Raw genomic sequence first — 26,449 nt, forward strand, 5'->3', positions numbered from 1 at the left:
GTAGGATGCCGCTCGACAGTCCGACTTTCACGAAGAGGCGCGCAGGCGCGCACCCCGACTTCTTCGCCGCGGAGGCGGCGGGACTGGCGTGGCTGCGAGAGGGCGGGGCCCCGGTTGTCGACGTGATCGATCGCGGCGGCGATTTCATCGAGCTTGCCCGGCTGGAACCTGCCCGGCCCTCGGTCTCGGCCGCCCGTGAGTTCGGCACCCGGCTCGCGCGGATGCACGACGCCGGTGCGGACCGATTCGGCAGCCCGCCGAATGGATTCACGGGGCAGCTGTTCATCGGAAGTCGACCCATGTCGTCGACCACTCGTCACGTGTGGGGCGAGTTCTACGTCGCCGAGCGGGTGCTTCCCTTCCTGCGGATCGCCGTCGACGCCGGAAACGTCACGTCGACCGAGGCGACGGTGATCGAGCGTGCGTGCTCGGTGGTCGCGTCCGGTGTCCTCGACGACGGCGAGCGGCCGTCGCGACTGCACGGCGATCTGTGGAGCGGCAACGTGTTCTGGTCACCGGGCGGGGTAGTGCTGATCGATCCGGCGGCCCATGGCGGCCACCGGGAGACGGATCTGGCAATGCTGGCGCTGTTCGGCTGTTCGTTCCTGAACGAGATCATCGAGTCCTACGACGACGCGCACCCGCTTCGTCCCGGTGTCGCCGATCGAGTCCCGGTACACCAACTTCATCCACTCGCGGTCCACGCGGCAGGTCACGGCCGTAGTTACGGCGTCGCGCTCGCCGAGGCTGCGGAGTCGACGCTGGCCGTGTTCGGCTGATCGGGGTCTCGGGTCACTCGGTGCACCAGATCGGTCCACCCGTCGGCCAACCTGTCGATCGTCATTCCGAGGTCTCGCATTTGGTGCAGGACCAAGGTGGCTTCGAGCGTCGTCACGAGCGCGTAGGCAAGCATCGCAATGTCACCGTGCACCGGGACCTGGCGCAGCAGTGACGAGATGTGCGTCATGCTGACGTTGTGGGCCGGCGCGGAGTACCGGGACCCGGGGGAGCTTTCCGCCGCACGCAGGACCTCACCTTGGACGTGCACGAGCGAGAGCCGTGCGTGTCCGAAGGCCACCAGCCTGTCGACCGGTTCGGCTCCAGGGCCGAGCGGGGCCGGACCGAACATGAACCCGTGCTGGAGCTCACGTTCGGTGTGATCGAGCAGCGCAAGCATCAGGCCGGCGCGGTTTCCGAAGCGGCGAAACACCGTTCCCTTGCCCACACCGGCGGCAACCGCGACGGCATCCATCGTGACTGCGTCCGCCCCGAGCGAGTCGACGAGAGATACCGCGGCCTCGAGCAACCGTTGCCGGTTGCGGGCGGCATCACACCGCTCGGTCTCGGCTCCAGCCATGGGCAGAACCGAATCGATCGGTAGCAGGGGTCCGGTCACGAGGACCAGAATACCTGCTCGGAACATAAATGGACTATGGTCCGTTTACAGGAAGAGATCGACTCCCCACGAAAGGTTCACCATGTCCCAGTCTCGCGTCATCGCCTTGGTCGGAAGCCTGCGCGCCGATTCCGTCAACCGCCGCCTGGCGGAGACCGCGTCGTCCGTCGCACCCGAGGGTGTCGACGTCGTCGTCTACGACGGTCTCGGTGACATTCCGTTCTACAACGAGGACATCGACGTCCCCGGAACCATCGACTCCGTCGAGAAGCTGCGCACTGCGGTCGGTGACGCCGACGGCTTGCTGTTGGTCACCCCCGAGTACAACGGCACCATCCCGGCCGTGCTGAAGAACGCGATCGACTGGCTCTCGCGTCCCTACGGCGTCGGGGCGATCAGCGGTAAGCCGACGGCTGTCATCAGCTCGTCGATCAGTGGCAACGCCGGCAAGTGGTCGCAGGCGGACACGGTCAAGGCAGCGACCGTCGCGGGTGGGTCGCTCGTCGACGATGCTCATCTCGCCATCGGCGGCGTCGGCGAGAAGTTCGGTGATCTGCACCCCCGCGAAAATGCCGAGGTGTCGGGTGACATCGCGAAGGTCGTGACCGCCCTGGTCGATGCAGGAATTGCTGCTGCCGCCTGAGTTAATGACAATGGTTGTCGATAGGTGTAGGGTCGCAGTATGAAGGTCTGCAATTCTCTCGCATCCATGAAGAACAACCCCGGCGCCCAGGTGGTCCGTCGCCGCGGAGTGGTCTTCGTCATCAACAAGAAGGATCCCCGTTACAAGGCGCGCCAGGGCTGAACCGGCGCCCGAAAAAAACCGTCCCCCGCCCCGTTTAGTTCGGGTCGGGGGACGGCGTCGTTCGACGCCCGCCGCGACACGCCGACCAACGCGTACGTGCCCACGTCCGAGAAGCCCCCGACCAGGTATTCCATCGATGTCATTACACTCGTGTCATACAAACTGTGGTGTTCTCTTGCGATGTCGGACACTAGGTGTAGTGTCTTGAGCACTGGGAGACCACACCGCTTCGCACCGACGAAGCGCCGGTTTTCCCCACGGATTTCGGCTCCACACCACGCTTTTTCGGCTCCACAGCTCGCTTGCTGAACCTGACCGGACACGACCACCAAGAGGACGATCATGAGCGCCATCACCGTCTACACCAAGCCCGCCTGCGTCCAGTGCAACGCCACCTACAAGGCGCTGGACAAGCAGGGCATCGAGTACACGATCGTCGACATCTCGCAGGACGCCGACGCCCGTGACTACGTGATGGCCCTCGGATACCTCCAGGCTCCCGTCGTCGTCGCCGGCGACGATCACTGGTCGGGTTACCGTCCGGATCGCATCAAGACCTTGGTGACCGCTGCAGCCTGAAGCGGACCGGATCTCGATGTCTGATTCTCTGGTCTACTTCTCGAGTGCCTCGGAGAACACGCATCGATTCGTTCAGCGGCTCCAGGTTCCCGCCACGCGAATACCCATCCGCTCGACCGGTGGCTTTCAGGTCGACTCCCCGTACGTACTGATCGTTCCGACGTACGGGGGAGGGACCAATCATCACGGCCGAGACACGAACTACGTGCCGAAGCCGGTGATCAAGTTTCTGAACGATACGCACAATCGCTCGCTCATCAGGGCCGTCATCGCAGCGGGTAACACCAACTTCGGTGACTCCTACTGCTTTGCCGGAGACGTCATTTCGCAGAAGTGCAACGTTCCTTTCCTTTACCGCTTCGAACTCATGGGCACTCCCGAGGACGTCGATCGTGTCCGGGAAGGCCTCGGCGAATTCTGGGAAGACCAGTTCGCGCGCGCCTCTCATCTGTAGACCAATCACACCGACATCTTGGGAGTTTCCATGGCACCGACCATCACCGACGCAGCGCCGGCCCGCAGCCAGGCGCGCGACGATTCGGAACTCGATTACCACGCGCTGAACGCGATGCTCAACCTGTACGGACCGAACGGCGAGATCCAGTTCGAGAAGGATCGGGAGGCTGCGCGCGCGTACTTCCTGCAGCACGTCAACCAGAACACGGTCTTCTTCCACAACCTGGACGAGAAGCTGGACTACCTGGTCGAAGAGAACTACTACGAGGCAGAGGTTCTCGACCAGTACTCGCGTTCGTTCGTCAAGGGTCTGATCGAGCACGCGTACAGCAAGAAGTTTCGGTTTCCGACGTTCCTCGGTGCCTTCAAGTACTACACCTCGTACACACTGAAGACGTTCGACGGCAAGCGCTACCTCGAGCGCTTCGAAGACCGCGTATGCATGGTGGCGCTCACCCTCGCCGCCGGAAACGAAACTCTGGCAACCGATCTCGTCGACGAGATCATCGCCGGGCGGTTCCAGCCGGCCACGCCGACGTTCCTGAACTCGGGCAAGAAGCAGCGCGGCGAGCCCGTGTCGTGCTTCCTGCTGCGCATCGAGGACAACATGGAGTCCATCGGTCGCTCGATCAACTCGGCGCTGCAGCTGTCCAAGCGCGGCGGCGGTGTCGCGTTGCTGCTGAGCAACATTCGTGAGTCGGGCGCGCCGATCAAGCGCATCGAGAATCAGAGCTCCGGTGTCATCCCGATCATGAAGCTCCTCGAGGATTCCTTCTCCTACGCCAACCAGCTCGGTGCACGCCAGGGCGCCGGTGCGGTGTACCTGCACGCGCACCACCCCGACGTGTACCGCTTCCTCGACACCAAGCGCGAAAACGCCGACGAGAAGATCCGCATCAAGACCCTGTCGCTCGGAATCGTCATCCCCGACATCACGTTCGAGCTCGCGAAGAAGAACGAGGACATGTACCTGTTCTCGCCGTACGACGTAGAGCGCGTGTACGGCGTTCCGTTCGCCGACATCAACGTGACCGAGAAGTACCACGAGATGGTCGACGACAAGCGCATCCGCAAGACCAAGATCAAGGCGCGTGAGTTCTTCCAGACGCTCGCCGAGCTGCAGTTCGAATCCGGCTACCCGTACATCATGTTCGAGGACACGGTGAACCGCGCGAACCCGATCGAGGGCAAGATCACCCACTCGAACCTGTGCTCGGAGATCCTGCAGGTTTCCACGCCGTCCACCTACAACGACGATTTGTCGTACGACCATGTGGGCAAGGACATCTCGTGCAACCTCGGGTCGCTCAACATCGCCAAGACGATGGACTCCGAGGACTTCGCGAAGACCATCGAGGTGTCGATCCGCGGCTTGACGGCCGTGTCCGATCAGACGCACATCACCTCGGTGCCGTCCATCGAAGAAGGCAACAACGCCTCGCACGCCATCGGCCTCGGCCAGATGAACCTGCACGGTTACCTGGCCCGCGAGCGCATCTTCTACGGCAGCACCGAGGGCATCGACTTCACCAACATCTACTTCTACACCGTGCTGTTCCACGCGCTGCGGGCGTCGAACCGACTCTCGATCGAGCGCGGCACGTACTTCGCGGGATTCCCGCAGTCGAAGTACGCGTCGGGTGAATTCTTCGACAAGTACACCGACCGGGTGTGGGAGCCGGAAACGGCGCGCGTGCGAGAGCTGTTCTCGGATGCAGGGATTCACATCCCCACGCAGGCGGACTGGACCGAGCTGAAGGCGTCGGTGCAGGAGCACGGCATCTACAACCAGAATCTTCAGGCCGTCCCGCCGACCGGCTCGATCTCGTACATCAACTACTCGACGTCGTCGATCCACCCGGTTGCGTCGAAGATCGAGATCCGCAAGGAAGGCAAGATCGGCCGCGTCTACTACCCGGCGCCCTACCTGACGAACGACAACCTGGAGTACTACCAGGACGCGTACGAGATCGGGTTCGAGAAGATCGTCGACACCTACGCCGCCGCGACGCAGCACGTGGATCAGGGCTTGTCCTTGACTCTGTTCTTCAAGGACACCGCCACCACGCGTGACATCAACAAGGCGCAGATCTACGCATGGCGCAAGGGAATCAAGACGTTGTACTACATCCGTCTTCGCCAGATGGCTCTGGAGGGGACTGAGGTGGAAGGTTGCGTCAGCTGCATGCTATGAGCGCCGCTGGCACCTCTACGCGTTTTTGTACCTCCGCGGGTAAAAAAGTACTCACGAGGGGTAACCAGATCGAACATCGAGTCAGACAGGCAGCATCATGGTGAAGCTCATCGATCGCGTCAGTGCGATCAACTGGAACCGCGTCCAGGACGACAAGGACTCCGAGGTCTGGGACCGCCTCGTCGGTAACTTCTGGCTTCCCGAGAAGGTGCCGGTCTCCAACGACATCCCGTCCTGGGCCACGCTCACCGAGGTCGAGAAGCAGCTCACCATGCGGGTGTTCACCGGCCTGTCGCTGCTCGACACCATTCAGGGCACCGTCGGCGCCGTCTCGTTGATTCCCGATGCCGTCACGCCGCACGAAGAAGCGGTGCTGACCAACATCGCGTTCATGGAGTCCGTACACGCCAAGAGTTACAGCTCGATCTTCTCGACCCTGTGCTCGACCCGCGACATCGACGACGCGTTCCGCTGGTCGGAGGAGAACGAGAATCTGCAGCGCAAAGCGCAGATCGTGATGTCGTACTACCACGGTGACGACCCGCTCAAGCGGAAGGTCGCGTCGACCCTGCTCGAGTCGTTCCTCTTCTACTCCGGCTTCTATCTGCCGATGTACTGGAGTTCGCGCGCCAAGCTCACCAACACGGCCGACCTCATTCGCCTGATCATCCGCGACGAGGCCGTGCACGGGTACTACATCGGCTACAAGTACCAGAAGGGTCTCGAGAAGCTCGGCGCAGCGGAGAAGGAAGAGCTCAAGGGCTACACCTTCGAGTTGCTGTTCGAGCTGTACGAGAACGAGGTCGAATACACCCAGGACCTCTACGACGAGGTCAACCTGACCGAGGACGTCAAGAAGTTCCTGCGCTACAACGCCAACAAGGCCTTGATGAACCTCGGCTACGAAGGCCTGTTCCCCAAGGACGAGACGGACGTCAACCCGGCGATCCTGTCGGCACTGTCACCGAATGCGGACGAGAATCACGACTTCTTCTCCGGCTCCGGCAGCTCCTACGTCATCGGTAAGGCCGTCAACACCGAAGACGACGACTGGGACTTCTGACCCGCTCCACCGATCCGCGCATCGAGTGTGCACCCCGTGACAAGAGTTGCGCGGAAACACATTCGGTGCGCGGTTTGTTGTGCGGGGGTCATCGACGAAACCAGGCCTCCGGCCCGTGGTCGAGCGCCTTGGCGATACGCAGCGCCGACGTCTCCGTCAGATCCGCGGGGATCTCGTCACGGGCGAACCAGCGGACGTCCAAGTTTTCGTCGTCGGCCACATGTGCGTCCCCGGACAGGTACAGGGCGACGAAGCAGATGTCCACGTACTGCGTTCGGTCACCGTTCGGGTACGTGATCGGCTCCGTCACGTCGACGCTGGACAGCCGCGACAGCGACGCCACGACACCGGTCTCCTCCAGAATCTCGCGGAGGGCGGCGGGGCCGGGCTCCTCACCCGGTTCGAGGACACCGGACACCACGGCCCACTTGCCGTTGTCGACGCGACGGGTCAGAAGCACACGATCCGCGTCGTCGACGACCACGGCGCTGACGCCCGAGAGCCACAACGGGTCGTTACCGATCTTGGCGCGCAATGCGGTGATGAACTCGGGAATCGGCATGGCGCCACGCTACGAGACGTAGGCGTTGAGCGAGTTCTTCAGGTCCGTCAGCATCGTCTCGGCGGCGATGATGCCCTCACCGGACCACACGGCGTCGTCGACCGCGAACACGCGGCCGTCGACTACCGCGCCGAGGTCCCGCCACGCGTCGGTTCGCAGAATCGCGGTGCCGTTGTCCAGCCCGCCCGGCGCGAACATCACGTAGATCAGATCGCCTTCGGCGGGCGCCGGGTCGGCGGTGTCGAAGTTCGTGGTGGTCGACATCTGCGCAAAAGGTCGCCGAACCCCAGCAGCGCCGAGGACCTGACCCGCGAAGCTGTCGGATCCCGGGATCTGTCCGTAGTCCGGGCCGAACCGCACGACGGACGCCTCGGTCTGCGATGCGACGATCTGCCGACCGATGTCGGCCGCGTCGGTTCGGAACTTCGCGAGCTCGGCAGTCGCGGCCTCCCGGCGGCCCATTGCCGTGGCGGCGAGCAGCGAACGGTCGGACCAGGACGCCGACGAGCGGGTGAGGACCGTGGGAGCGATCTCACCGATGCGCGCCGACATCTCGGCACCCAGCGAGTCGGAGCCGACGATCAGATCCGGGGACAGCGCAGCGATCTGGGCCAGGTCGGGCGATCCCACCGGACCGACGCCGGCGATCTGCGAGATCCCCGTTCCCAGATATGTGGGCCGCAGCGCGTCCGGTGCGTTGAGCGCGGGCGCCGTCGCGGCACCGACGACGCGTTCCCAGATGCCGACCGTGCATGCCGCGTCGAGAGACGGGGTGTCCAGGACCACGATCCGTTGCGGGTCGGCGGGCACGGTGGTGGCCTTGCCGCTCCCGAGAACGAGACGTGAATCTCCCTGCCTGCCCACATCGTCCGGTGGTGCGAGGAGGGGGCACAGCCCCACCGTGTCGCGTTCGACTCCCACGACACCGGCGCCGGCGATGTTGGTCGTACTACGAACGACGTTCGACGACGGTTCGTCGGTCGTGTCGCTGGAGCACCCTGTGAGCGCCAGTACTGCAACGGCAAGTCCGGCGAACAGGGTTCTTCGTCGACGTCGAGGTAGGGCGACAGACATGGCGGAGACGGTACTAGAGGTCACGGACCGTCCGCGATCAGCGGGAACCCGCACGTCGCGATCGAGTAGTCGTTCAGACGCTCGCCGGCTGCCGCTGCGGCCGTCGAATCCAGTGCCTGGATCTGCGCGGAGAAGTCGTCGAAGTTCGTCGACGACCGGACCGCCTCGATCGTGTCGACGGTGAAGGCACGGACGGCTTCGAGATCGTCGGCCAGGGTTGCGTCGCGGACGGACTCGGCGTCGCCGATGGCCCTGTCGAACGCGTCGAGCCCCGAGTTCCGACCGTCGAGAATGACGGCGCGCTGTTGTTCCCAGCTCTGCGCCGCCGGGTCTCTGGTGCGTTCGTCCGCATCGGCGATGGTCTGCAGATCCGCGCAGACCGAGGCGGAACCCGTGTACGACGCAGAAGCGGTGGTCGACTCGGCTGAGGGCGCCGAATCAGAGGAAGAACACCCTGCAATCGCGGCGACCACGGCGATCATCGTTACCAGCTTGAACATGAGCCACCCTCGAGAAATCGCGACAGCCGCCGCGAATACGACACAGAGTAGGACCCGCTCCGCGAATCGTGTCACCACGGTCTACGATTCGAAGAGCGCACGAATAGACACCGTCCGCCTCGCGAATCGGGGATGACGCGCACTTACGGAGGATCAGTGACTGCCCTAGCTCCTCAGCCGGTCCCCGAGCTGACGGCCACACGGCCGTACCCGCCTCGGACGGGACCCAAGGGATCGTTCATCCACAAGGCGGTGACGACCACTGATCCGAAAACACTCGGGATCATGTACCTGGTCACCTCGTTCTTCTTCTTCCTCTTCGGTGGCGTTCTCGCGCTGCTCATGCGTGCGGAGTTGGCCGTTCCGGGAATGCAGTTCCTGTCGAACGAGCAGTACAACCAGCTGTTCACCATGCACGGCACGATCATGTTGCTGCTCTACGCAACGCCGATCGTGTTCGGATTCGCGAACTACATCATGCCGCTGCAGATCGGCGCCCCGGACGTGGCGTTCCCGCGTCTGAACGCGTTCAGCTACTGGCTCTATCTGTTCGGCGCGCTCATCGCCTCCGCCGGCTTCATCACTCCCGGTGGCGCAGCCGACTTCGGGTGGACGGCCTACACGCCGCTGACCGACGCCGTGCACTCGCCCGGCATGGGTGCCGACTTCTGGATCATGGGCCTCGCGGTCGCCGGCCTCGGCACCATCCTCGGTGGCGTCAACATGATCACCACCGTCATCTGCCTGCGCGCACCCGGCATGACGATGTTCCGCATGCCGATCTTCACCTGGAACATCTTCGTCACGATGATTCTGGTTCTTCTCGCGTTCCCCCTGTTCACCGCAGCCCTCATGGGTCTCGCGGCCGACCGGCACCTCGGCGCGCACCTCTTCGATCCGGCCACCGGCGGTGTGCTGCTCTGGCAGCACCTCTTCTGGTTCTTCGGCCACCCCGAGGTTTACATCATCGCGCTGCCGTTCTTCGGCATCGTGTCCGAGATTTTCCCGGTCTTCAGCCGTAAACCGCTGTTCGGCTACACGGGTCTGATCTACGCCACCATTGCCATCGCGGCACTGTCGATTGCGGTGTGGGCGCACCACATGTACGCGACCGGCGCAGTCCTGCTGCCGTTCTTCTCATTCATGACGTTCCTCATCGCGGTTCCGACCGGCGTGAAGTTCTTCAACTGGATCGGCACGATGTGGAAGGGTCAGTTGACGTTCGAGACGCCGATGCTGTTCTCGGTCGGCTTCCTCGTGACGTTCCTCTTCGGTGGTCTGTCCGGTGTGCTGCTCGCCAGCCCGCCGATCGACTTCCACGTCACCGACTCGTACTTCGTGGTCGCCCACTTCCACTACGTGCTCTTCGGCACCATCGTGTTCGCGACGTACGCCGGAATCTACTTCTGGTTCCCCAAGATGACGGGTCGCCTGCTCGACGAGAAGCTGGGCAAGTGGCACTACTGGGCCACCTTCGTCGGCTTCCACCTGACGTTCCTCGTGCAGCACTGGCTGGGCGCCGAGGGCTTCCCGCGCCGCTACGCCGACTACCTGCCGACCGATGGCTTCACGGTGCTCAACTCGATTTCGACCGTGGGTGCCTTCATTCTCGGCGCGTCGACGCTGCCCTTCCTGTGGAACGTTTTCAAGAGCTACCGCTACGGCGAGGTCGTCACGGTCGACGATCCGTGGGGCTACGGCAACTCCCTCGAGTGGGCCACCAGCTGCCCGCCGCCGCGTCACAACTTCACCGAGTTGCCGCGCATCCGCTCCGAGCGTCCTGCGTTCGAGTTGCACTACCCGCACATGGTCGACCGACTCCGCGAGGAAGCTCACGTCGGACCCGGCCACGGCGGCGGCAAGATCACCGAGGTCATGGAGCAGGCGCGCCGCGCTCCGATCGCCACCAGTGATCACGAAAGCTCCGCCGACCCGAATCCGAAGTAACACAAATTCTTCAACCGAGAAGCCCCTCCCCGCAGTCGGTGAGGGGCTTCTCCCTTGGAAGGGATACCGAAGTCAGGTGAGTTCGACCGAGACGACCGTCCTCGTCACCGTGACGGGAGGCGACAAGCCCGGAGTCACGTCCGTCCTCTTCGCCGCTCTGGCGCGGCACGAGGTGGATGTACTGGACGTCGAACAGGTCGTCATCCGCGGGCGGCTCACACTCGGAGTCCTCGGCTCGTGTCCGCGAGACTTCGATGCGCTCCACGACGAGCTCGTCGACGCGATGCACACGGTCGGTGTCGATGTGGACGTCGAGGTCGGCGCTGCGCGTGGTCGCGCCGGCCTGTCGACGCACGCTGTGGTGGTCCTGGGCCGGCCTGTCACCGCGCGCGCAATCAGCGTTCTGTCTCGCGAGCTGGCGAGCCAGGGCGTCAATATCGACTCGATCCGAGGGATTGCCGACTACCCCGTGACCGGTCTGGAGCTGATGGTCTCCGTCACGAACGTGGGGGACGAGGCGGATGCGAAGTTGCGGCAATCGCTGGCTGTGATCGCGTCCGGTGTCGGGATCGATATCGCCGTCGAGCGCGGTGGCCTCGCTCGGCGTGGCAAGCGTTTGATCGTCTTCGACGTCGACTCGACACTCGTGCAGGGCGAGGTCATCGAGATGTTGGCCGCGCACGCCGGTGTGGAGGAGGAGGTGCGCGCGGTCACCGAATCGGCGATGCGCGGCGAGATCGACTTCGCCGAGTCGTTGCACCGTCGCGTCGCTACCCTCGCCGGTCTGGACGCGTCGGTCATCGACGACGTCGCGGACGAGCTGGAACTGACGCCCGGTGCCCGCACCACCATCCGCACGCTGCGTCGCCTCGGATATCACTGCGGCGTGGTCTCCGGCGGCTTCCGCCAGGTCATCGACGGTTTGGCTCACGATCTGGAACTGGACTTCGTGAAGGCCAACACCCTCGAGATCGTGGACGGAAAACTGACCGGCCGAGTGATCGGTGACGTGGTCGACCGGGCAGCCAAAGCTGTTGCGCTGCGCCAATTCGCGTCGGAGGTCGGTGTTCCGATGGAACAGACCGTGGCGGTGGGAGACGGTGCGAACGACATCGACATGCTGACCGCCGCGGGCCTGGGTATCGCGTTCAACGCCAAGCCCGCGCTGCGAGAAGTGGCCGACGCTGCTCTGTCGTATCCGTTCCTCGACGCATTGCTCTTCGTCCTCGGTGTCACCCGCGACGAAATCGAGGCGGCCGACTCCATCGACGGGCTGACCACGCGGATACCGATCCCATGACCTTCGCCGACCGGCACGCGAGGTTGGCGCAGGGCTATGGAGGGGTCGACGATCCACCCGATCCTGCCGACGTTCTGGCGATGCCGATTGTTCTGCACATCCCCAAGTCCGATCCGCCGCCGCGCAGCAGTCTGCTCGAAGCCGCCGCGATCGCGACCATCTCGCTCTGCCTCGACGAGCGGGTGGACGTCGACGGTCCGTGGCACGACGCGGTGGTGGACTGGACCGGGGCCCGCATTCGCAAGGTGTCGCGACGCGCGCGGGGAGCCCAATGGACCGCCGCGGAGGAGGTGGACGGGGTGACCGTCACGGTCGGAGACGCGCAGGCGCGCGCGTACGTGCCGGGTCGGGTAGGGGATCTCGACCCCCGCCTGAAGAAGCTGCAGATCGGCGGTACCGATCTCCCGGCCGACGAGCCCGGTGACCCCGATCCGCGCTTTCCGGTTCTGTGGATCGACGCCGGTCTGGAGATGACGCTCGGCAAAGCTGCTGCGCAGGTGGGGCATTCGGTCATGATCCTGGCCGGTTCGATGTCCGCCCGTGATGCCGAAGCGTGGTACGAGAGCGGCTACGCCTGCTCGGTCCGCGACGCGAGTCGCGATCGGTGGGCCCACCTTCGAGCAGAGGAATCGGCGGGGCGTGCGGTCGGGGTGCGGGATGCGGGCTTCACCGAGGTGGCACCGGGGTCGACGACGGTGATCGCCGTTCCCTCGTAAAGCGTCCAGCGTCGTAGAACGTCCAGCGTCATTGAACGTCCAGAGTCGCAGAACGTCCAGAGTCGCAGAACTGGCTATTGGGAAGGCGTCCGGCTCCGCACAGAGTGGAGCCATGACGAACAGACTGGCCTCCCTTTTCATCGGACTCGTGTTGTACGGGGTGTCGATGGCGATGATGGTGCGCGCCGGCCTCGGACTCGATCCGTGGGATGTGTTCCATCAGGGCGTCGCCGACAACACGGGACTGAGCTTCGGGACGGTCACGGCCCTGACCGGTGTGGTGGTACTGCTGATCTGGATCCCGCTGCGCCAACGGCCCGGCTTCGGAACCGTCGCGAACGTCGTGGTGATCGCCGTGTCGGTGGACGCAGCACTCGCGTTGATTCCGACCGTCGAACCGCTCGCCGCTCGGATTGCGGTCATGCTCGCGGCGGTCGTGACCAATGCGTTCGCCACCGCTCTCTACATCGGAGCCGGAATGGGACCGGGTCCGCGCGACGGGCTGATGACGGGCTTCGTCGCGCGCACCGGCGGTTCGATTCGACTGGTACGCACGGCGATCGAGATCACGGTTCTCGCAATCGGCTGGGCACTCGGCGGGTCGGTCGGAGTCGGTACCGTCGTGTACGCCCTCGGCATCGGTCCGCTCGTTCACCTGTTCTCGGCAGTGATGCCCGGTTCGCATCGAAACGCCAGGACGACCGAACCGGCAACGGAGACAGTGGAACCGGGCGCGACCGCAGCCTGATCGGCGGGCACGCCGGTGGGCGCCGCCGAATCGAACACGGGCACGAACGATCCCGTCGACCACTCCGGATCGGCAAGCACGATCTCGGCGGGACCTCCCGAGTGCAGCACCACCAGCGACGAGAACGGCTCGTCCTCGAGCGGCGTCGAGATGCGTACGTCGCTGCCGTCGACCCACGCCTGCATGGTGCGGACCGAATCGTCGTTCCACCGCTCGGGCCCGAACTCGACACCGTCCGCGTCGAACCACGCCAGATCCGGTCTCCCGGAGGGTGTGTCGCGGCCGGAGAAATACTCCTGCTGTCGGAGAACCGGTGCGGCCCGGCGGACTCGGAGAGCTCGAGCGAGCATGGACGTCAGTGCGGTGTCACGGGTCGACCAGTCCAGCGCCCACGCAGCACCGGGTGCCACGTCGCGAGAAACGCAGTAGGCATTGTTGTTTCCGTTCTGCGTGTGCCCGAACTCGTCTCCCGCCAACAACATCGGTGTCCCGGTGGACATCACGAGGGTCGAGAGCAGCGCGCGCACGTGTCGATCGCGCGCGTTCAGGATCGCCGGGTCGTCGGTCGGGCCCTCGACCCCGTGATTGACCGACGAGTTGTTGTCGGTGCCGTCGCGGTTGTCCTCGCCGTTGCGCTCGTTGTGTTTGTGCCTGTACGACACCAGGTCTCGCGCGGTGAACCCGTCGTGCGCGGTCACGAAGTTGATGGACGACCACGGCCGTCGCCCACTCCCGCCGTAGATGTCCTCGGAACCGGCCATGCGCGAGGCCAACTCGCGTACCCCGGTCTGGCCCGCCCAGAATCGGCGGGCCGTGTCTCGGTACCGGTCGTTCCATTCGCTCCACACCGGTCCGAATCCACCGACCTGATAGCCCGGGCCGGTGGCGTCCCACGGTTCGGCGATCAGCTTGGCTCGGCACAACACGGGGTCGGAGGCGATGGCGGTTAAGAGTGGAGCGCGAGGGTCGAACCCGTACCCGCCGGGCCGGCCGAGCGTGCTTGCCAGGTCGAATCGGAAACCGTCGACGCCCATCTCGGTCACCCAAAACCGCAGGCTGTCGCACACCATCCGCACCACGGCCGGTGACGCCGCGTCGAGGGTGTTGCCGCATCCGGTCAGATCGATGTCCTGGCCACGGGAGTTGAGCAGGTAGTAGCCGCGGGCGTCGAATCCGCGCCAGCTGATGGACGGTCCGTCCACGCCACCTTCGCAGGTGTGGTTGTAGACGACGTCCAGAATCACTTCGATCCCGGCCGCGTGTAGCGCCGCGACCATGGCTCGGAACTCGGCTCTCTCGTTGCCCGGCTCGGACGCGTACGAGGTCTCCGGAGCGAAGTAGGACCCCGTCGAGTATCCCCAGTGGTTGCGCATGCCGCGTGCGCGCACACCGGGCTCGGTGAAACACGCTTGCACGGGCAGAAGTTCGACGGCCGTGACACCGAGGGACACCAGATGCTCGAGCACCACGGGTTCGGCGAGCGCGAGGTAGGTACCGCGAAGATGCTCCGGTACGTCGGGGTGCGCACCGGTGAACGAACCGACGTGCAGCTCGTAGATCACCGTGTGATCCCACGGTGTCTCGAGCCGCACGCCGTCGGCCGGTTCCGAGGCGGTCACCACCGCGAGGGGAACGTGTCCGAGAGAGTCGACGGTGCTGGGGCGACCGAACGGGTCGTCGGCGAACGCGAGCAGTGCGTGGGCGTCTCCGAAGTCGCCGGTGACCTGCCGCGCCGACGGGTCGACGAGCAACTTGTGTGGATTGAATCGGTAGCCGTTCGACGGGTCCCACGGGCCCGACACCCGATACCCGTACTGCTGGCCTGCAGGCACCGAGACGGCGCCGTGCCAGATGCCGTACGTCCGTTCCGTGAGTGCCACCCGAGTTTCGGTGGAACCGTCGACAAGGCACAGCTCGACGCCCTCGGCGTCCGGGGCGTGCACGGCGAAGTTGACGCCGCGCGCACCGACGGTGGCTCCGAGGGGGAACGGCGAACCGGGCTCAGTTGCAAGATCATCCGACACGCTTCGAGATCCTGCCGTGAAACCGGGCTCTCGGTGGGACAAGATGGTCTCCGTGTCGGAACCTACTGAAGATTTGCCGGAACCCAACGAAGATTTGCTGATCGAATTCGACGACGTCACAGTGAAACGAAACGGGGTGACCCTCGTCGGACCCGTGTCGTGGAACGTCGAACTCGACGAACGGTGGGTCGTTCTCGGTCCGAACGGCGCGGGTAAGACCTCGCTCATGCGCATTGCGGCAGCCGAGATCCATCCGACGTCCGGCGTCGCGCACGTTCTCGGTGAGCGGCTCGGCCGCGTCGACGTCACGGAGCTGCGGCCCCGCATCGGTCTGTCTTCCGCTGCGCTCGGCCATCGCATTCCGGGCGACGAGGTCGTGCGCGATCTGGTGGTTTCGGCCGGGTATGCGGTACTCGGGCGGTGGCGGGAGAAGTACGACGACGTCGACACCGAACGCGCGGTGAACATGCTCGAGAGCGTCGGCATCGAGCACCTCTCCGAGCGGACCTACGGGATGTTGTCCGAGGGCGAGCGCAAGCGGGTACTGATCGCGCGAGCACTGATGACCGACCCCGAGCTGCTCCTTCTCGACGAGCCCGCCGCCGGCCTCGACCTCGGTGGCCGCGAGGACCTGGTGGCGCTGCTGACGGATCTGGCGCTCGACGCCGACGCCCCCGCGACCGTGCTGATCACTCACCACGTCGAGGAGATCCCCCCTGGCTTCACGCATGCCCTGCTCCTCAAGGAGGGGGGCGCCGTGGCGCAGGGGCTCATCGACGACGTGATCACCGCGGAGAACCTCAGCGAGGCGTTCAGCCAGTCGATCACCTTGGAGTCGGCCGACGGCCGCTTCTTCGCCCGCCGCACCAGGCCCAAGCCTCGGCACCGGCGGTGAGCACACCGGTCCGCGACGCATCGACGGTCATCCTCGTTCGGGACGGTCGGTCCGGGGTCGAGGTGTTCCTTCAGCGCCGGGTCGGCGGCATGGCCTTCGCGGCCGGTATGACGGTCTTCCCCGGCGGCGGTGTGGACCCGTCCGACGCGACGGCGACCGCGGGCTGGGCGGGTCCGGCGCCCTCGTGGTGGGCGGAACGCCTGTCGGTCGACGTCCCGCGGGGTCGGGCTCTCGTGCTCGCCGCGGTACGCGAGACGTTCGAGGAATGCGGCGTTCTACTTGCAGGCCCGACGGAGTCGACGATCGTCTCCGACTCGACGGCCTTCTCCGGGGAGCGGCGACGCGTCGAGGCGCGGGACCTCCCGTTCGGGCAGTTCCTCGTCGACAACGACTTGGTGGTGCGAACCGACCTGCTGCGACCGTGGGCCAACTGGATCACTCCGGAGGGTGAAGCGGCGCGTCGATACGACACCCGATTCTTCGTCGCGGTCGCGCCCGAGGGGCAGGTTGCCGACGACGCGACCTCGGAGGCCACGGACGCCGGGTGGTCTACCGCGGAGTCGGCGCTGGCGGACTTCCGAGACGGCAGACGCGCCCTGATGCCGCCCACGTGGGCGATGCTGCGGCGGTTGGCGCACCACGATCGGGTGGCCGACGTGCTCGCCGACGCCCCCGATCTCGCACCGGTGCAGCCCGTGGTCGTGACGACGGGGGAGGCCGTTCGCGTCGACTTCGATGGCGCCGAGCAGTACTACGCGGACATGCCCTCCGCCTGAACGTTCGCACTCCATCGGTACTGTCCGGGCATGGCTGAATTCGTGACCCTCGAGGTCCAGGACGGTATCGGCACCATTCGCTTGGCTCGCCCACCCATGAACGCCCTGAACCGGCAGATGCAGGACGAGATCGGCGCGGCCGCGCAGGCGGCGACGGACGACCGTTCCGTGCGCGCGGTGATCGTCTACGGCGGGGAGAAGGTCTTCGCCGCGGGCGCCGACATCAAGGAAATGGCGCAGATGTCGTTCGGTCAGATGACCGACGCCATCGGAAGCTTGCAGGCCGGACTCGGCGCTGTCGCATCGATTCCCAAGCCGACAGTGGCCGCGATCACCGGGTACGCACTCGGCGGCGGGCTCGAGGTCGCGTTGTCGGCCGACCGCCGCATTGCCGGTGACAACGCGAAGCTCGGTGTACCGGAAACGACGCTCGGCGTGATTCCCGGCGGCGGCGGGACGCAGCGGTTGGCGCGCTTGATCGGCCCGAGTAGGGCGAAGGACATGATCTTCACGGGTCGCTTCGTCGGCGCCGAGGAAGCGCTGCGTATCGGCCTGGTCGACGAGGTCGTGGCGCCCGACGAGGTGTACAACGCGGCACGGGCATGGGCGTCGCAGTTCACCACCGGCGCCGCCCGCGCCCTGGCTGCTGCGAAGGCCGCGGTGGACGAGGGCCTGGACACCGACCTCGTGACGGGTCTCAAGATCGAGGCGCACCTGTTCGCCGCGCTCTTCGCGACCGAGGACCGCACGATCGGCATGACGTCCTTCGTGGAGAACGGTCCGGGCAAGGCGGAGTTCACCGGCGACTAGTTCGCCGGGCGGCGCAACAGTTAGGCTGCCGTAATGACTGCAAGCCGCGACGATCGACCGCACAAAACCGGACCGGCCTCCGGCCTACCCGGCGGCCAGGAAGGCGATCCGGCTCCCCGGCCACACGCGAGTGCCGAAGAGGTCGAAGCGGCACGCTCGGACACGAAGCTGGCCCAGGTGCTCTACCACGACTGGGAAGCGGAGACGTACGACGACAAGTGGTCGATCTCGTACGACGAGCGCTGCATCGACTATGCGCGGGGACGCTTCGACGCCGTTGCCGGGGGAGAGAAGCTGCCGTACGGACGCGCCCTCGAACTGGGTTGCGGCACCGGGTTCTTTCTTCTCAACCTGATGCAAGGTGGGGTCGCGGCCACGGGATCGGTCACCGACCTCTCGCCGGGCATGGTCAAGGTTGCCCTGCGCAACGCCGAGAATCTGGGACTGGACGTCGACGGCCGCGTAGCGGACGCCGAGACCATCCCGTACGACGACGACACGTTCGATCTCGTCGTCGGACACGCTGTGCTGCATCACATTCCGGACGTGGAGCAATCGCTTCGCGAGGTGCTTCGCGTGCTCAAACCCGGTGGCCGCTTCGTGTTCGCGGGTGAGCCCACCACCGTCGGCAACTTCTACGCTCGCTGGCTCGGACGCCTCACTTGGGAGACGACGACGCGCGCGACCCGGTTGCCGTTCCTGGCCGACTGGCGCAAGTCGCAGACGGAGCTCGACGAGAGTTCGCGCGCCGCGGCACTCGAAGCGGTCGTCGACCTGCACACGTTCGACCCTGCGGAACTGGAGAACATCGCGCGAGCGGCGGGAGCAGTGGGTGTGCAGGCCAAGACGGAGGAGTTCGCCGCCGCGCTGCTCGGCTGGCCGGTGCGTACCTTCGAAGCTGCAGTTCCTGCGGAGAAGCTCGGCTGGGGCTGGGCCAAGTTCGCGTTCAACGGGTGGAAGTCCCTCAGCTGGGTCGACGACAAGGTTCTCAAGCACGTCGTACCCCGCGGCTTCTTCTACAACGTGATGATCACCGGCGTGAAGCCGAACAACTGAGTTACACCTTCACTGCCGAAGATGTGGCCTACCTCTCGGGGGCCACGTCCGACGCAGCTCTCACCGAGATCGACTCGTTCGCCCTCACCCCTGCCTCGCACATCGTCGACATCACGCGGGCACGGGGTTTGTTCGGTGACCGCGCCGCCGCTCTGATCGAGACGGTTCGCTTGCGACGCAAGGCATCTGCGAAGCTGCCGTCCGCGCGGGGCTGGCTGTTCACCGACGATTCTCTGCAGCAGTCCACTCCCGAGCTGGTGGCGCGACGCCGTGCGCGGCGACTGGTCGGCAGACGGGTACACGACGTCACCTGTTCGATCGGATCCGAGCTCGACTCGCTTCGGACATGCGCCGAGACGGTGGTGGGCAGTGATCTCGATCGTGTGCGGTTGGCCATGGCGCAGGTCAACGTTCCCGATGTGCCGGTGCTGCGCGCGGACGCACTCGTGCCGGTGACCCGCGGCACCGTGATCGTGGCCGATCCCGGGCGACGGGCGGGCGGGCGACGCCGACACGATCCCGCCGCACTGGAGCCGCCGTTGCCCGATCTCGTTGCCGCGTACCGGGATCGGGACATCGTCGTCAAGTGCGCACCCGGTCTCGACTTCGACCGGCTGGGGTGGGACGGAGAGGTGGAGATCGTCTCTCTGGCGGGTGGTGTGCGCGAAGCATGCCTGTGGTCGCCCGGGTTGGCCGAGGAGGGCGTTCGCCGCCGCGCCTCCGTACTCGCCGACGACGGCACGGCGTGGGAGATCACCGACGCGGCGCCGGACGACATTCCCGAACGCGCGCCCGGACGATTCCTGGTGGACCCGGACGGCGCCGTGGTCCGCGCCGGGTTGGTGCGTCACTTCGCCGCGAAACACCGCTTGTGGCAACTCGATCCGCGGATCGCGTATCTGACCGGTGACGCGCTGCCACCGGGTATCGACGGCTTCGAGATCGTCGATCGCATCACGTTCTCGGAGAAGGGGCTTCGGCAAGCGTTGGCATCACACGAGTGCGGGTCGGCCGAGATCCTGGTCCGCGGAATCGACGTGGACCCCGCGGTGCTGCGGCCCAGGCTGAAATTGAAGGGAACTCGTCCCATGGCTGTCGTGATCACCCGAATCGGCCGCGGCGCGGTCGCTTTCGTCTGCACAGCACGTGCGCGGGGGTCAGCGCAGTAGGAAGACTTCGCCCAGCGCGGTCGGCACCACGACCTCACCGTCCGGGCCGATGGATGTTCCCGTCGAGTACCCGACGGCGCCGGGGAGGTCGACGGTCCCCAGTGTGGTCCCGTTTTCGGTGTCGAAGGTCGTGACGGACAACGCATTCGGAGTCCCGGTCACCGTGTATCCCGTGTTGCCGGAGGCCAGTGCCGGTGCGCCCTGTTGCACCACGTCGGCGCGTTCCCACACCACCTCGGGACGATCACCCGCGTCCCGGAGCGCGAGCAGGTGGGCACCGTCGCCGCCGGCCGGGACGATCAACCCGTCGGGTGTGACGGCGGGGCTGCCCGTGGCGCGGTGCCCCGTGAAATAGGCCCACTTCTCGTTGCCCTGCGCGGTGTCGTACGCGCGCACGGTGCCCTCGACATCGGTCAGGTAGATGGACCCGCCGTCGGACGAGAGCACCGGGCTCGAGGTCGCGGAGGCGGCGAGGAGTGGCGACGACCACGCTTCGGCCACGGACGGCGAGTCACCGCCGGTGTAGGTCAGGGCGACCAGCTGGGGCGCGATGGCGCCGGGACGCCACAGAACGAGGTAGACGATCGACTTGTCCAGGTCGAAGGCGGGCGACGACGGCACCGGGCAGTCCGGGCCGCCGTTGATGCAGGCCCCCAGGCCGGCGTCGGCGGGTAGGAGTGAGGTGTCCGGTGCGTTCAACGCCGCGGGCGGGGGAACGAGATCGAAGGTCGGAGCCTCGGCAACACCGGTTTGCGTCGACAGCACGTTGACCTGCCCGAACTGGGTGACGACGAGGAGTCGCCCGTCGGGTGTGAACTGCGGCGAGCGCGGAACCCCGTACACCGGTGTGCGCCAACGTTCTTGACCGTGTTCGTTCAACGAGGTCATACCGCCGTCGTCACCGACGTACAGGTTCGAGACGGTGTCGGACACCGCGCTCGACGACACCGCAGACGGCCCGAGTCCGTTGCAGAAGCGCTTGCGGCCCGACTCGTCCTGGAACGAGGCGACGACGCACCCCCCGTTCGACTCGTTCGGAGCGACGGTGAGGGTGATCTGACCTTCGGGCCCGACCGTCGCCCGCGTCGACGTGATCGCTCCGAGGGGACGCGACCATGCGAGGGAAAGATCCCGCGATCCGGTGACCTCGGAGTAGCTGCTGTTGTGCGAGTTCGCCAACGATCCGGGCCAGCCCGGCGTGGCCAGAATGTCGATGGGGGCCGACGCGTCGGATCCGCACCCGCCGAGCGTGAGTGCTCCTACCGCGGCCAGTGCGATCGACGTGAGCAACCGCCGAGGGAACCGATGGCCGAGCATGGACACTCCTGCTTCTGCGGTAGGCGAATGGACCGAAGGCACAGACTAACGGGCGCACCCGACCGGATCGTCATCGGCGCGCGAGCCACGTCACCGTTGTACCTCCCGGGAAGCTCTCCGTCCGGGTGGGCTCGAACAGAGTCGGAGCGAACGAACCCGAGATCATGGGGACGCCCGATCCGGCCACCACCGGGTAGCGCTTGACGATCAACTCGTCGATGTGGGGGAGCAGCGCGCCGGCGAGTACGCCGCCGCCCGCCAACCAGATGTCGAGGCCGTCCTCGGCTTTGAGGGCCCGCACGGTGTCCTCCGGGTCGGTCACCAGGGTGACCGCGTCGTCTTCGATCGGACCCAGCGAGGTGGAGACGACGAATTGGCGTAGGTGCGCGTACGGACTCGAGATGCCGACCGACCGTGCCGGTTCGTAGGTGCCCCTTCCCATGAGCACCGTGTCGAAGGCCAGGTTGTCTGCGTCGAGAAGGCCGACGTGCTCTCGGATGTGCGTCGGGACCGTCTCCGGGTAGCGCGCATTGATCCACGCGGCCATCTCGTCGGACAGCGGGAAGAAGTCGAACTGGTTCTGCGGACCGGCGATGTAGCCGTCCAGTGACGTCCCGATGTAGTACACGAGCTTGCGCATCCAGGGCTCCGTTCGTCCGGCTGCTCAGCATCGTAGGGTGAGCACCCATGACGAGCATGTGGAACGCGCCGCTCCGGACGCGATGGCGAGGGTCCCGACGCCGTGACCCCGAACAGGCCCGTTTCGTCACCCTGGCCTCGCTGCGGTGGATCGTCGAGCACAAGGCCTACACACCCTGGTACCTCGTGCGCTACGTGCGTCTGCTGCGGTTCAAGATGGCCAATCCGCACGTGATTCTCAAGGGCATGGTCTTCCTGGGACGGCGAGTGGAGATCCATTCGACTCCGCATCTGTCGCGCCTCGAGATCGGTCGATGGGTCCACATCGGTGACGGCAACGCCATCCGGTGTCACGAGGGGTCGTTGCGCATCGGCGACAAAGTGGTGTTCGGCAAGGACAACGTCGTCAACACCTACCTCGACATCGAGATCGGTGCGTCCACGCTGGTCGCGGACTGGTGCTACATCTGCGATTTCGATCATCGGATGGACAACATCGAGATGCCGATCAAGGATCAGGGCATCGTCAAGTCGCCCGTTCGAATCGGTCCCGACACCTGGATCGCCGCGAAGGTCACCGTGCTGCGCGAGACGCGCGTCGGTCGCGGGTGCGTGCTCGGATCGCACGCCGTCGTCAAGGGCGACATCCCCGATTACAGCATCGCGGTCGGCGCTCCGGCGCGAGTGGTGCGAAACCGCAAGGCGGACTGGGACGCCGGGGCCGCGGATCGCGCGAAGTACGCTGCCGCGCTCGAGGACATCGCGCGCAAGAAAGCGCTCTGACCCTGCGTTCGAGAGCCGAACCCACTCCCGATAGCCCTGCAGGCCTCTCGAACTCGCGCTCGGCTCTCGAACTCTACGAATCCCGTTCCGGCAGCAACCGTTCCGCGATCGTGGGTCTCCCCAATGGGAACCGCACCCGCCGCTTGGCGCGTTGATAGACCTGCACGGTCGCTGCTGCCACTGCCGGCCAACCGAATTCGACGGTGAGGCGCTCGCGTGCGGCCACGGCTCGTGCCTGCGCCGCATCGGGGTCGTCGAGTACTCCCCGGACCGCGCGCGCGAGGGCGGCCACATCGCCCGGTGCGAACGACGATCCGGTGACTCCGTCCATCACCGCGTCGCCGAGACCACCGGCGGTCGACGCGATCACGGGCGTTCCGGCAGCGGCGGCCTCGAGGGCGATGATTCCGAACGGCTCGTACCGGCTGGGCAGAACGATGGCGTCGGCCGCGTGGAGTTCGGCGAGCAGATGCTGGTGATCGAGGGTGCCGACGAACCGAACCGATCTCGACACCCTGTGTGTCCGAGCAAGTTCCGTCAACCACCCGAGCTGCGTTCCGTCACCGGCGATCGTCAGTGTCGTGCCGGGATGGGTTCGCCGGATTCGGGGGAGCGCCGCGATGGCGTCCTGGATTCCCTTCTCGTATTCGAGACGTCCCACGAACAGCAGACGTGGCGATCCGGTGCGTGTCCGACGAGGCTCGAAGTGCCACGTGCGAACGTCGATTCCATTGTGGATCACGGTCCCGGGCGTCGCGAGCGGACCGAACAGACGGTTCACCTCGTCGTCCATGGATGCGGAACACGTGATGACGGAGTCGGATTCGTTCGCGAGCCACCATTCGAGGGAATGAACCTGACGGTTGACGCGCATCGAGACCCACCCGCTGTGACGACCCGCTTCGGTGGCGTGAATCGTCGACACCAGTGGCACGTCGAAGAATTCGGCGAGGGCGATCGCCGGGTGCGCGACGAGCCAGTCGTGGGCGTGCACGACGTCGGGATGCCACCCGTCGCCGAGGCCGGGCTTGCCCAGTGCGAGCCCCGACCGGACCATCGCGTGACCCATCGCGAGCGTCCACTCGAGCATGTCGGTGGCGAACTCGAAGTGTGCGGGATCCTCCGCGACGGCGACCACGAGTACACCGTCGGAGATGGTGCTGATCGTCGGGTGAGTGGACGCGTCCGTACCGGTCGGCCGACGCGAGAGCACGACCACTTCGTGGCCTGCTGCGGCGAGTTCCGTGGCGAGGTGGTGGACGTGGCGACCGAGACCGCCGACCACGACGGGCGGGTACTCCCACGAGACGATCAGGACTTTCACCGTCGCCTCATTTCGACAGTCGCCGGGCGTCGAGACCGGGAAACAGGTTGTCCGCTCGGTTCCACCCGGACGCGAGTTCCGAGGCGCGACGGCTACGCCCCCGCATCAGTGCCTCGGTGATCTCGCGCACGGCATGGGCGTGCAGATGAGCTCGGTCGCGAGCGTACTGCGCTGCGGAGTCCTTGCTGACCATGAACGCCCAGTCGCTCGACACCGTGAGAAGTGCTTCGCGCAGTACCTGGTCGTTCACTCGGTTGCGCAGGCCCGATTGCCCCCGCTCCTTGTCCACCGCGTCGAGAGCGGTCTGCACCACCTCGTCGTTCAGGGACACTAGGTCGGCCACCTGCTCACCCGCCCACACTCGCCAGTCCTTCCCCGATCCCCACGACGAGTCGGTGAGGGCGATCGGTTCGCCGACGAAGCCCCTGTCCCGCGCATCGGCGAGTGTGCCGATGTCGATCCCCGCGTCGGGAAGTGCGCGGAGCACGGCGGCCAGGAACTCCGGGCCTTCGTGCCACCAGTGTCCGAAGAGTTCGGTGTCGAACGCGGCGACGACCAGCGCGGGTCGCCCGAGCCGTTCGGACTCGCTGCGCAGCCGCGCACGGACGACGTCGACGAAATCGGCGACATGAGTGGCCACGGCCGCCGATGCGGCCTCGGGGTCGTAGGGCGACTTGTCGCCGCCCGCGACATGGCGTCCGGTCACCCTGGCCGGCTTGAGTCCGCTCACGTGGTCGTAGGTGTGGAAGTCGCGGTACGCCGCGTGGCCGGGGTAGCCGGACTTGGGTGACCACACCCGATAACTCACCGGCAGGTCCCGACCGAATGCGATCACATCGGTCTCACCCACCGGCCGGCCGAGTGCGGTGTCGCCGTGCAGAGCCGGTCCGTCGACCACGAAATGTTCGACTCCGGCTGCGGCGTAACCGTTTTCCATTCCCGGGGTGAATCCGCATTCCGGCGCCCAGATGCCGGACGGTGTCGATCCCCAGCGACGATGTGCGTCGAGAAGACCTTCGCGGAGCGAGAAGTCACGCAGGCGAGGATTCAGGAGCGGCTGGAACGGGTGCATCAGCGGACCGCCGAGAAGTTCGACGGCCCCGGTGTCGATCAAGCCGCGCAGCACGCCCGATCCGCCATGCCGCCACCGTGTTTCGAAGTCGTCGAGGGCAGCGGCCGACAACGCGTGTTCACGTACTCCGAGCGCCCGTCGATCGCCGTCTGCGGACCCGGCCGCCTCGCGGGCGCGGAGCTGCCAGTTCGCGAGCCAGTGATGCATGCCGTCGAGACTGTGCGGATCGTCGAGTTGCGCTGCCAGCACGGGAGTCACGCCGAGCGAGACGAGCCCGGTGCGGCCTTCGGCGGCCAATTTCTCGAGGACCCGTGTGACGGGGAGATACGACGCTGCCCAGGACTGGTACAGCCATTCCTCGCCCACCGGCCACCGTCCGTGATGCGCGAGCCAGGGCAGATGGGAGTGCAGAACGAGGGAGAACATTCCCGCTTCGCGGGCCACCTAGGTGACGGCTTTCGGTGCAGGTTTCGACGCGATGGCCACGAGGTCGAGACTCGAGTCGATGTCGTCGGGAGTGAGAGCGAAATCGTCGGCGCCGATGCTCGTGACGTCGTCGACGAGTTCCTGCGGCCACGGCTGACCGGCGAGTGCTCGTTCGATCTGGGCGTCGATGAACGAGCCGCCGTGCTTGGCGTCGAGCTCGCGCAGGCGTGGGCCGTGGTGGACACCGGTGAGGTCGTCCACGTCGAATCCGGCGTCTTCCAACAACTCTCGCAACTCGGCAGCGTTCAGCTCGCGGGTGTGGAACGGGTTGAGCGGTGTGTCGCGCCCCGGTGAGAACGTGATGCGGTTCGGGGTGCTGATCAGCAGGATGCCGCCGGGTGCCAGGACGCGATGGCACTCCGAGAGGAACTGGACTTGGTCCCAGAGATGTTCGATCACCTGAAAATTGACGACCACGTCCACCGAGCCGTCCGCGAGAGGCAGTGTCGCGAGGTTGCCGCGCACCATCGACACCCGCGGATACTTCACGGCGACGTGGTCGGCAGTGAACGCGTCGTAGTCCAGACCGATGACCCGCGACGCCGTGGCCGCGAGCAGGTCCGCCCCGTACCCCTCACCCGATCCGGCCTCGAGCACGATGCGATCGGTGACGTGATGCGCGAGATCTCGGTAGACGACCTCGTGTCGACGGAACCAGTAGTTCTCCTCGTCGATTCCCGGCACGGTGCGTTCGCCGGTGAGGGGCAGTGCCGTCGTGTCGTTCATTCGGGCGAGGTTAATGCCTGCGCACCGTCGAT

At 65.8% G+C, this 26,449-nt stretch carries 27 protein-coding genes; 17 read left to right on the forward strand and 10 right to left on the reverse strand.

The window, feature by feature from the left end; genetic code table 11:
• Positions 1 to 5: 5 nt before the first annotated feature.
• Positions 6 to 779 (forward strand): fructosamine kinase family protein, encoded by a 774-nt coding sequence (locus IEW02_RS10030; RefSeq protein ID WP_188544646.1) that lies wholly within the window; start codon positions 6 to 8, stop codon positions 777 to 779.
• Here the strand turns inward: IEW02_RS10030 and IEW02_RS10035 are convergent.
• Complete coding sequence (locus IEW02_RS10035; protein ID WP_229746005.1) at positions 725 to 1,357, reverse strand: TetR/AcrR family transcriptional regulator; 633 nt, start codon at positions 1,355 to 1,357, stop codon at positions 725 to 727. The two genes, IEW02_RS10030 and IEW02_RS10035, sit on opposite strands and share 55 nt — an antisense overlap.
• Before the next feature lie 121 nt (positions 1,358 to 1,478).
• Here IEW02_RS10035 and IEW02_RS10040 point away from each other — a divergent pair, with 121 nt between their 5' ends.
• The 6 genes from IEW02_RS10040 to nrdF all read left to right on the forward strand — a co-directional run bounded on the left by IEW02_RS10040 (position 1,479) and on the right by nrdF (position 6,493).
• Positions 1,479 to 2,039 carry an NAD(P)H-dependent oxidoreductase gene (locus IEW02_RS10040; protein WP_188544648.1) on the forward strand — a complete coding sequence of 187 codons (561 nt, stop codon included), beginning with the start codon at positions 1,479 to 1,481 and terminating at the stop codon, positions 2,037 to 2,039.
• A 39-nt stretch (positions 2,040 to 2,078) separates the two neighbouring features.
• Entirely contained in the window at positions 2,079 to 2,201 is a 123-nt protein-coding gene (locus IEW02_RS10045) for a ribosomal protein bL36 (protein ID WP_188544649.1), read from the forward strand.
• Positions 2,202 to 2,543: 342 nt separating this feature from the next.
• Complete coding sequence (nrdH, locus tag IEW02_RS10050; protein ID WP_188544650.1) at positions 2,544 to 2,780, forward strand: glutaredoxin-like protein NrdH; 237 nt, start codon at positions 2,544 to 2,546, stop codon at positions 2,778 to 2,780.
• Positions 2,781 to 2,796: 16 nt separating this feature from the next.
• Positions 2,797 to 3,234 (forward strand): class Ib ribonucleoside-diphosphate reductase assembly flavoprotein NrdI, encoded by a 438-nt coding sequence (gene nrdI / locus IEW02_RS10055; RefSeq protein ID WP_188544651.1) that lies wholly within the window; start codon positions 2,797 to 2,799, stop codon positions 3,232 to 3,234.
• Between the two features lie 30 nt (positions 3,235 to 3,264).
• Entirely contained in the window at positions 3,265 to 5,430 is a 2,166-nt protein-coding gene (gene nrdE / locus IEW02_RS10060) for a class 1b ribonucleoside-diphosphate reductase subunit alpha (protein ID WP_188544652.1), read from the forward strand.
• 97 nt (positions 5,431 to 5,527) lie between these two features.
• Positions 5,528 to 6,493, forward strand: coding sequence for a class 1b ribonucleoside-diphosphate reductase subunit beta (nrdF, locus tag IEW02_RS10065; protein ID WP_188544653.1), 966 nt, complete (start codon positions 5,528 to 5,530; stop codon positions 6,491 to 6,493).
• 88 nt (positions 6,494 to 6,581) lie between these two features.
• Here nrdF and IEW02_RS10070 read toward each other — a convergent pair whose 3' ends face one another.
• Genes IEW02_RS10070 through IEW02_RS10080 form a run of 3 tightly spaced genes read right to left on the reverse strand, consistent with a single transcriptional unit; the run spans position 6,582 to position 8,629 of the window.
• The gene (locus tag IEW02_RS10070) at positions 6,582 to 7,055 is read right to left on the reverse strand and encodes an NUDIX hydrolase (protein WP_188544654.1); all 474 of its coding nucleotides are present in this window, start codon (positions 7,053 to 7,055) and stop codon (positions 6,582 to 6,584) included.
• 9 nt (positions 7,056 to 7,064) lie between these two features.
• On the reverse strand, positions 7,065 to 8,129 hold the full coding sequence (locus IEW02_RS10075) for an ABC transporter substrate-binding protein (protein ID WP_188544655.1): 1,065 nt from the start codon (positions 8,127 to 8,129) through the stop codon (positions 7,065 to 7,067).
• 20 nt (positions 8,130 to 8,149) lie between these two features.
• Entirely contained in the window at positions 8,150 to 8,629 is a 480-nt protein-coding gene (locus tag IEW02_RS10080; RefSeq protein ID WP_188544656.1) for a hypothetical protein, read from the reverse strand.
• Between the two features lie 156 nt (positions 8,630 to 8,785).
• Here IEW02_RS10080 and ctaD point away from each other — a divergent pair, with 156 nt between their 5' ends.
• The 4 genes from ctaD (at position 8,786) to yczE (ending at position 13,340) form a co-directional block, all read left to right on the forward strand.
• On the forward strand, positions 8,786 to 10,576 hold the full coding sequence (ctaD, locus tag IEW02_RS10085) for an aa3-type cytochrome oxidase subunit I (protein ID WP_188544657.1): 1,791 nt from the start codon (positions 8,786 to 8,788) through the stop codon (positions 10,574 to 10,576).
• A 76-nt stretch (positions 10,577 to 10,652) separates the two neighbouring features.
• Positions 10,653 to 11,876: a phosphoserine phosphatase SerB gene (gene serB / locus IEW02_RS10090; RefSeq protein WP_188544658.1), complete on the forward strand. Its 1,224-nt coding sequence runs from the start codon at positions 10,653 to 10,655 to the stop codon at positions 11,874 to 11,876.
• A complete protein-coding gene (locus IEW02_RS10095) occupies positions 11,873 to 12,592 on the forward strand; it encodes a peptidyl-tRNA hydrolase (RefSeq protein WP_188544659.1) in 720 nt (239 codons plus the stop codon). Before serB ends, IEW02_RS10095 begins: the two co-directional genes overlap by 4 nt.
• Before the next feature lie 112 nt (positions 12,593 to 12,704).
• Entirely contained in the window at positions 12,705 to 13,340 is a 636-nt protein-coding gene (yczE, locus tag IEW02_RS10100; protein WP_188544660.1) for a membrane protein YczE, read from the forward strand.
• Here yczE and glgX read toward each other — a convergent pair.
• On the reverse strand, positions 13,244 to 15,364 hold the full coding sequence (gene glgX / locus IEW02_RS10105; RefSeq protein WP_188544661.1) for a glycogen debranching protein GlgX: 2,121 nt from the start codon (positions 15,362 to 15,364) through the stop codon (positions 13,244 to 13,246). The genes yczE and glgX overlap by 97 nt on opposite strands.
• A 73-nt stretch (positions 15,365 to 15,437) precedes the next feature.
• Here glgX and IEW02_RS10110 point away from each other — a divergent pair, with 73 nt between their 5' ends.
• Genes IEW02_RS10110 through IEW02_RS10130 form a run of 5 tightly spaced genes read left to right on the forward strand, consistent with a single transcriptional unit; the run spans position 15,438 to position 20,070 of the window.
• The gene (locus IEW02_RS10110; protein WP_371829946.1) at positions 15,438 to 16,259 is read left to right on the forward strand and encodes an ABC transporter ATP-binding protein; all 822 of its coding nucleotides are present in this window, start codon (positions 15,438 to 15,440) and stop codon (positions 16,257 to 16,259) included.
• Positions 16,256 to 17,035: an NUDIX hydrolase gene (locus IEW02_RS10115; protein ID WP_188544662.1), complete on the forward strand. Its 780-nt coding sequence runs from the start codon at positions 16,256 to 16,258 to the stop codon at positions 17,033 to 17,035. Before IEW02_RS10110 ends, IEW02_RS10115 begins: the two co-directional genes overlap by 4 nt.
• Before the next feature lie 30 nt (positions 17,036 to 17,065).
• A complete protein-coding gene (locus tag IEW02_RS10120; RefSeq protein ID WP_188544663.1) occupies positions 17,066 to 17,845 on the forward strand; it encodes an enoyl-CoA hydratase/isomerase family protein in 780 nt (259 codons plus the stop codon).
• A gap of 33 nt (positions 17,846 to 17,878) precedes the next feature.
• Entirely contained in the window at positions 17,879 to 18,901 is a 1,023-nt protein-coding gene (locus IEW02_RS10125; protein ID WP_188544664.1) for a class I SAM-dependent methyltransferase, read from the forward strand.
• Positions 18,898 to 20,070: a THUMP-like domain-containing protein gene (locus IEW02_RS10130; RefSeq protein ID WP_188545272.1), complete on the forward strand. Its 1,173-nt coding sequence runs from the start codon at positions 18,898 to 18,900 to the stop codon at positions 20,068 to 20,070. Before IEW02_RS10125 ends, IEW02_RS10130 begins: the two co-directional genes overlap by 4 nt.
• On the opposite strand, the gene IEW02_RS10135 is transcribed toward IEW02_RS10130, so the two are convergent.
• Together IEW02_RS10135 and IEW02_RS10140 are read right to left on the reverse strand one after the other, a co-directional pair.
• Positions 20,059 to 21,387 carry an outer membrane protein assembly factor BamB family protein gene (locus IEW02_RS10135; RefSeq protein WP_188544665.1) on the reverse strand — a complete coding sequence of 443 codons (1,329 nt, stop codon included), beginning with the start codon at positions 21,385 to 21,387 and terminating at the stop codon, positions 20,059 to 20,061. The genes IEW02_RS10130 and IEW02_RS10135 overlap by 12 nt on opposite strands.
• 70 nt (positions 21,388 to 21,457) lie before the next feature.
• Positions 21,458 to 22,027 carry a dihydrofolate reductase family protein gene (locus IEW02_RS10140; protein WP_188544666.1) on the reverse strand — a complete coding sequence of 190 codons (570 nt, stop codon included), beginning with the start codon at positions 22,025 to 22,027 and terminating at the stop codon, positions 21,458 to 21,460.
• Positions 22,028 to 22,074: 47 nt separating this feature from the next.
• Here IEW02_RS10140 and IEW02_RS10145 point away from each other — a divergent pair, with 47 nt between their 5' ends.
• Positions 22,075 to 22,809 (forward strand): acyltransferase, encoded by a 735-nt coding sequence (locus IEW02_RS10145; RefSeq protein WP_188544667.1) that lies wholly within the window; start codon positions 22,075 to 22,077, stop codon positions 22,807 to 22,809.
• A gap of 73 nt (positions 22,810 to 22,882) precedes the next feature.
• On the opposite strand, the gene IEW02_RS10150 is transcribed toward IEW02_RS10145, so the two are convergent.
• Genes IEW02_RS10150 through IEW02_RS10160 form a run of 3 tightly spaced genes read right to left on the reverse strand, consistent with a single transcriptional unit; the run spans position 22,883 to position 26,417 of the window.
• On the reverse strand, positions 22,883 to 24,133 hold the full coding sequence (locus tag IEW02_RS10150) for a glycosyltransferase family 4 protein (protein WP_188544668.1): 1,251 nt from the start codon (positions 24,131 to 24,133) through the stop codon (positions 22,883 to 22,885).
• 7 nt (positions 24,134 to 24,140) lie between these two features.
• Entirely contained in the window at positions 24,141 to 25,631 is a 1,491-nt protein-coding gene (locus tag IEW02_RS10155) for a 1,4-alpha-glucan branching protein domain-containing protein (RefSeq protein ID WP_188545273.1), read from the reverse strand.
• 18 nt (positions 25,632 to 25,649) lie between these two features.
• Positions 25,650 to 26,417, reverse strand: coding sequence for a class I SAM-dependent methyltransferase (locus IEW02_RS10160; protein WP_188544669.1), 768 nt, complete (start codon positions 26,415 to 26,417; stop codon positions 25,650 to 25,652).
• Between the last annotated feature and the right edge of the window lie 32 nt (positions 26,418 to 26,449).

Origin of the sequence: Rhodococcoides trifolii (assembly GCF_014635345.1) — a bacterium.
Lineage (GTDB): Bacteria > Actinomycetota > Actinomycetes > Mycobacteriales > Mycobacteriaceae > Rhodococcoides > Rhodococcoides trifolii.